This is a genomic window from Streptomyces sp. P5F9 (assembly GCF_057961495.1).
Genome location: NZ_JBXVPZ010000586.1, coordinates 1 through 5189 on the forward strand (window position 1 = coordinate 1; position 5189 = coordinate 5189).

At 71.8% G+C, this 5189-nt stretch carries 6 protein-coding genes; 3 read left to right on the forward strand and 3 right to left on the reverse strand.

Going from position 1 to position 5189, the window contains the following annotated elements; all coding sequences use genetic code 11:
- Positions 1-179: 179 nt before the first annotated feature.
- A complete protein-coding gene (locus AC31A1_RS46165) occupies positions 180-635 on the reverse strand; it encodes a tellurite resistance TerB family protein (protein WP_019062789.1) in 456 nt (151 codons plus the stop codon).
- A gap of 147 nt (positions 636-782) precedes the next feature.
- Here AC31A1_RS46165 and AC31A1_RS46170 point away from each other — a divergent pair, with 147 nt between their 5' ends.
- Genes AC31A1_RS46170 through tatA form a run of 3 tightly spaced genes read left to right on the forward strand, consistent with a single transcriptional unit; the run spans position 783 to position 3853 of the window.
- Complete coding sequence (locus AC31A1_RS46170; RefSeq protein WP_489659057.1) at positions 783-1139, forward strand: ArsR/SmtB family transcription factor; 357 nt, start codon at positions 783-785, stop codon at positions 1137-1139.
- Positions 1129-3606 (forward strand): magnesium-translocating P-type ATPase, encoded by a 2478-nt coding sequence (gene mgtA, locus AC31A1_RS46175; RefSeq protein WP_489659058.1) that lies wholly within the window; start codon positions 1129-1131, stop codon positions 3604-3606. The genes AC31A1_RS46170 and mgtA overlap by 11 nt, the downstream gene beginning before the upstream one ends.
- A 34-nt stretch (positions 3607-3640) precedes the next feature.
- Entirely contained in the window at positions 3641-3853 is a 213-nt protein-coding gene (gene tatA / locus AC31A1_RS46180) for a Sec-independent protein translocase subunit TatA (protein WP_489659061.1), read from the forward strand.
- Between the two features lie 156 nt (positions 3854-4009).
- On the opposite strand, the gene AC31A1_RS46185 is transcribed toward tatA, so the two are convergent.
- Together AC31A1_RS46185 and AC31A1_RS46190 are read right to left on the reverse strand one after the other, a co-directional pair.
- Positions 4010-4453, reverse strand: a complete 444-nt coding sequence (locus tag AC31A1_RS46185; protein WP_489659059.1) for a DUF6114 domain-containing protein — start codon at positions 4451-4453, stop codon at positions 4010-4012.
- The gene (locus tag AC31A1_RS46190; RefSeq protein ID WP_489659060.1) at positions 4453-5136 is read right to left on the reverse strand and encodes a DUF6230 family protein; all 684 of its coding nucleotides are present in this window, start codon (positions 5134-5136) and stop codon (positions 4453-4455) included. The genes AC31A1_RS46185 and AC31A1_RS46190 overlap by 1 nt, the downstream gene beginning before the upstream one ends.
- Between the last annotated feature and the right edge of the window lie 53 nt (positions 5137-5189).

Below are 5189 nucleotides of genomic sequence, written 5' to 3' on the forward strand. Positions count from 1 at the left end.
GTCCCTGGAGGAAGTTACGGGCGGGGGGCGGGTGGTTACGCCGAAGGCCTATGCCAAGGACCGCGGCGGATCCTCCCGAAGGGTGCCCGGCCGTGGAGGGGCGGGGCGTGGATCGGACCGCGGTCCAGGTCGTCAGGGATGTTCCAACTCCCGTACGAGGAGGGGGAGTCGGCGGCAGGTCAGAGGTCGAACTCGTGCGGCGGCAGGTCGAGGCTGAAGCACGCCTCGCGGACCACGGCCTGCTCGGTCTTGTCGAAGTCGCCGTCCGCGCCGCCGATCACGATGCCGATCTGGATCACGGCACGCGCCTCGGCGGGCTTCTTCTTCGCCTTCGCGATCTCCTGGAGCACGCTGACCTTGCCGAAGGCGAAGTCGGCCGTCAGCTTGTTCAGGTTCTCGTCGAAACGGCGCTGGAGGTCCATCGCGTCGAAGTTCTGCAGCACCTCGTTGCTCGCGATGAGCTGGGCGACGCGCTGCCGCTCCGACGGGTCGACCGTGCCGTCGGCCGCCGCCACGAGCGCGCACATCGCCATGCTCGCGTCGCGGAACGCCCCGCTCTTCAGGTCGTTCTTCTTCGCCACGAGCTGGGTCTGCATCGTCGACGCGGACTCCTTGAAGCGGTCCCACAGGGCCATGCGAACTCCATATGTAGTAAGTCGTGCGTCAGGTGAGCCGTCGTGCGTCTGCGGCACCGTGGAAACTCCCCGGACGGGGGAGAAGTTCCGGCCGCCTAGACTGGGCGGTTCACGAACGGGACCGGCCAGGGACGGGAGGCGACGACGGTGGCGGCAGCCGGCAGCGGCTTCGAGGACCCGTCCGCCGACGTGCTCGCGGACGCCGCCGCGGCCTTCGGGCTGCTGGCCTCGCCCGCCCGGCTGCACATCGTGTGGGCGCTGGCCCAGGGCGAGAGCGATGTCACCGGGCTCGCGGAGCGGGTCGGCGGCGCGCTGCCCGCGGTCAGCCAGCACCTCACCAAACTGAAACTCGCCGGCCTGGTCAGGTCCCGCCGCGAGGGCCGCCGCCAGGTGTACTTCGTCGACGACCCCGACGTGGTCGACGTCGTCCGGCTCGCGGTCACCCGCATCGGCGACCGCGCCGACCGGGCCGATCTCCCCTCCCCCCGACTCCGTGGCCTCTGACACCGCCGCCCACCGGCACACCCCGCTCCAGGTGCTGCGACACCTCGACACCGGCCCGCGCGGACTGACCGACCCGGAGGCCGCGGCCCGGCTCGCGGCGACCGGCGAGAACACGGTTCCCGGGCGCCGTACGACCTCCTGGCCCCGCCTCTTCCTGCGCAGCCTGCGCGACCCCTTCACCGCCGTCCTGCTCTGCCTCGGCCTGGTCTCGGCGCTCGTCGCCTCCTGGGGCACGGCCGCCGTGATCCTCGCCCTGGTCGCGGTGAGCTGTGCGCTGCGCACGAGCGGGGAGCACCGGGCCGACCGCTCCCTGCACGACCTGCGCGAGCTGGTCGGCTCCACCGCCAGCGTGCTGCGCCGTACGGACGCGGACGCGCCGGTACGGGCCCGGGAGACACCGGTCGCCGAACTGGTGCCCGGCGATGTGATCCGGCTCGGGCCCGGCGACCTCGTCCCCGCCGACGTACGACTGCTGCGCGCGACCGGACTGACCGTGCACCAGGCCGCCCTCACCGGCGAGTCCGCGCCGGTCGCCAAGGCCGCCGTGGAACTGCCCGGCGCGGCGGACGAGGGCCCCTTCGCGCAGCCGTATCTCTGCTTCCAGGGGAGCGGTGTCGTCTCGGGGAGTGCCACGGCGGTGGTGCTGGCGACGGGGGCGCGGACCCGGTTCGCCGCCGCGCACGAGGGGCCGGTGCGGCGGGAGGCGAGCGCGTTCGACCGTTCCGTGCACGGGATCTCCTGGGTGCTGATCCGGTTCATGTTGCTGACGCCCCCGCTGGTCCTCATGGCCAACGCGGCACTGCGCGGCCGGGGCCTGGCGACGCTGCCGTTCGCCGTCGCGGTGGCGGTCGGGCTGACGCCCGAGATGCTCCCGGTGATCGTGACGACCTGCCTCGCGCGCGGGGCCGCGCTGCTCGCCCGTACGCACGGCGTCGTCGTCAGGCGGCTCCCCGCGCTGCACGACCTCGGCGCCGTGGACGTCCTCTGCCTCGACAAGACCGGCACCCTCACCCAGGACCGCCCGGTCGTGGAACGCGCCCTCGGCCCCGACGGCGCGCAGGACCCGGACGTCCTGCGCCTGGCCGCCACAGCCGCGTGGTGGACCCTCCAACTCGCCGAGGCGCCCGTGCCGGACGCCCTCGACGAGGCGCTGCTGGAGGCGGCGGGACCGGTGGGGGAGGAGCACGACGGGGTCGGGGCCGTGCCCTTCGATCCCGTACGGCGGCTCGCTACGGCGGTGGTGCGGGGCGAGGCCCTCGGCACGCACACGCTGATCGTGAAGGGCGCGGTGGAGGACGTACTGGAGCGGTGCGTGCTCGACGAGGCCGAGCGCGAGCGCCTGCTGTCCCTGGCCGAGCGCGAGGCGGAGTCCGGCCTGCGGCTTCTCGCGGTCGCCACCGCCGAACGCCCCGCACGCGCGCGTGGCTACGGCCCGGCCGACGAACGGGGGCTGATCTTCCGGGGGTTGGTGACGTTCCACGACGCGCTGAACCCGGACGCCGGGGAAGCCCTACGGGCCCTCGCCGACCTGGGGATCGGCGTGCGGATCCTCACGGGCGACCATCCGGCGACGGCTGCGCGGGTGTGCCGGGAGCTGGGGCTGGCGCCGGGGGAGGTGCGGGTCGAGGCGCGTCGCACGCCCCAGGACAAGGCCCGCGCGGTCGCCGCCCTGCGCGCGGCGGGCCACACGGTCGGCTTTCTCGGGGACGGGCTGAACGACGTGCCCGCGCTGCGCGCCGCCGACGTCGGTATCGCGCCCCGCGCCGCCGTGGACGTGGCCCGGGAGGCCGCCGACGTCGTGCTCGCCGGCAAGGACCTCGCCGCGATCCGGCACGCGGTCACGGCCGGGCGGCACAGCAGCGCGAACATCGCCTCGTATCTGCGGATCACCCTCTCCTCGAACCTCGGCAACGTCATCGCGATGCTCGCGGCGGGCCTGCTGCTGCCGTTCCTGCCGATGCTCCCGGCCCAGGTGCTCGCCCAGAACCTCTGCTTCGACGCGGCCCAACTGGCCTTCGCCTACGACCGTCCCGGCGCGGAGGCGCTGCGCCGCCCGACCGTGCTGCGGCCGAGGGCGTTCCTCCGCTTCATCACGGGGTTCGGGGTGCTGAACGCGGTCGCGGACCTGGCGACCTTCGCGGTGCTGGCGCTCGCGCTGCGCGGCCCGGACGCGGTCGACGACGAGGTGCTGTTCCACTCGGCCTGGTTCACCGAGAACCTGCTCACCCAGGCGCTGGTGATGCTGCTCCTGCGGACCGGCGGCGGTACAGCGGGCCCGATCGGGCGGGCGGCGGCCGCGCTGGCCGCCGTAGGAGTGCTGCTGCCCCTGAGCCCGCTGGGCGCGCCGCTGGGCATGACGGGCCTGGCGCTCCCTTACTACGTCCTCCTGGCAGCCGTGCTCGGTGTGTATGCCCTGGCCCTGAGGGGTCTGCGGTCCACCCGAGGGTTGTACAGTTGCGCAACATAGCAACTGTCGTGTGAGGGAAGAGGAGGACGAGGTCATGCTCCGCAACGGACTGGAACCTTGGCACCTGCTGGTCGTGGCGATCGTCGTCATCCTGCTGTTCGGCTCGAAGAAGCTCCCCGAGGCCGCACGCGGACTGGGCAAGTCCATGCGCATCCTCAAGAGCGAGGCGAAGGCGATGAAGGAGGAGAACGCCGTGGCGGAGTCCCCGGCGGTCGCTTCCACGGAGCCGCCGGCTACCGCGCACTGACGGATCTTGTGCGGGGAACTGGTGCCGGGCCGGCCCCACCGACTCCTTCGGTCCCGAACTCCGGCCTCTCGCCAGCGCGTTGGGGTTTCTGCCGAGGTACCCAACCGGTCGAGGAACGCGTCGAGCCCCGGCCGTCGCCGGGGCCGATGTGACGGGTCAGGGCTGCTGCTGGAGTTCCGTCTTCGTGGCCGTCTTCGCCTCACGCCTACGACGCCTGCGCTCCGAGCGCGGCTCCTGGTCCGGCAGCCAGCCGAACGTCATGCAGCTGCCCACGATGCCCAGCAGCAGCCCGATGAAGAAGCCGCCGAGGTTCGAGGTGAGCCAGCTGCCCAGGGAGCAGAGGATCCCGACGATCGAGTAGAAGAGCCGCTGGCCCGGGCTGAAGAGGATCAGCAGTCCGCACAGGAGCATCATCACCGGGAGCAGATAACCGGTCATGCCCTGCATCCCGATGTGCATCGCGACCTTCAGCGACACCTTCTCCGTGAGCAGGATCTCCGCCCCGCCCAGGGTGAGCAACAGCCCGCCCCAGAACGGACGGCGGGCCCGCCACCGCCGGAAGGCGGGCCCTCTCCCCTGCTGTGGCAGGTTCTCCGCCATCAGCAACCCGAGTCGCTGAAGCTGAGCTTGAGACCCGGCAGCTTGAACACGCCCGCCGTGGTGGCGTAGTTGGTCTGCCGCAGGTTGTCGATGTGCACGGTGTCGGCCTGCTGGCTGAAGACACCCTTCTTGCCCTGCACGCCCGCCTTGTTGAGCGTGCTGGCGTCGTTGCCGATCTCGATGTTGTTGAAGGACGCGTTGCCCGACATCTCGGTCGAGTCGGTGGTCAGGTCGGTCGCCGTCACCTTCGTCGCCCCGCTGCCCGCCTTGATGAGCAGGTTGATGCCGCCGAGGTCGACGCTCTGGCACAGGCTGTCGAGCGTGGCGTTCTTGATGGCGGAGGTGATGATCAGTTCCTGGCCGCCGGTGTCGCCCGCGTTCGGGCTGTTCGGGATCATGTTGTCGAGGTCGCCGAACTGCTCGAAGCCGGTGCCGTCCATCGACTTGGCAGTGACCGTGAACGGCATCCCGGAGATGGAGAACTGCACCCCCAGGGCGCCCTGCGCGGTGAGCACCGCGAGCGTCGCGGCGATCAGCGTGGCCGGCACCGCCATCACCGCGGCACGGCGCAGTCGGACCTGACCGCGTCTTTCGGGACCCTCGGCGGTCTCGGGTGCGGAACCGCTTTCCGGCTGCTCGGGGGTGTTTCCGTTGGACGGGTTGGCGTCCGAGGGTGAAGCCATGTCTGCTCCCATGTGCTGCTCTGGTTCAACGCGAGTCGGTATCGAAGTGGCGC

Bases quoted from the DNA above. Each gene is read 5' to 3' on its own strand.
- AC31A1_RS46165 (WP_019062789.1), bottom strand. From the start codon at position 635: ATGGCCCTGTGGGACCGCTTCAAGGAGTCCGCGTCGACGATGCAGACC.
- tatA (WP_489659061.1), top strand. From the start codon at position 3,641: ATGCTCCGCAACGGACTGGAACCTTGGCACCTGCTGGTCGTGGCGATC.
- AC31A1_RS46185 (WP_489659059.1), bottom strand. From the start codon at position 4,453: ATGGCGGAGAACCTGCCACAGCAGGGGAGAGGGCCCGCCTTCCGGCGG.
- AC31A1_RS46190 (WP_489659060.1), bottom strand. From the start codon at position 5,136: ATGGCTTCACCCTCGGACGCCAACCCGTCCAACGGAAACACCCCCGAG.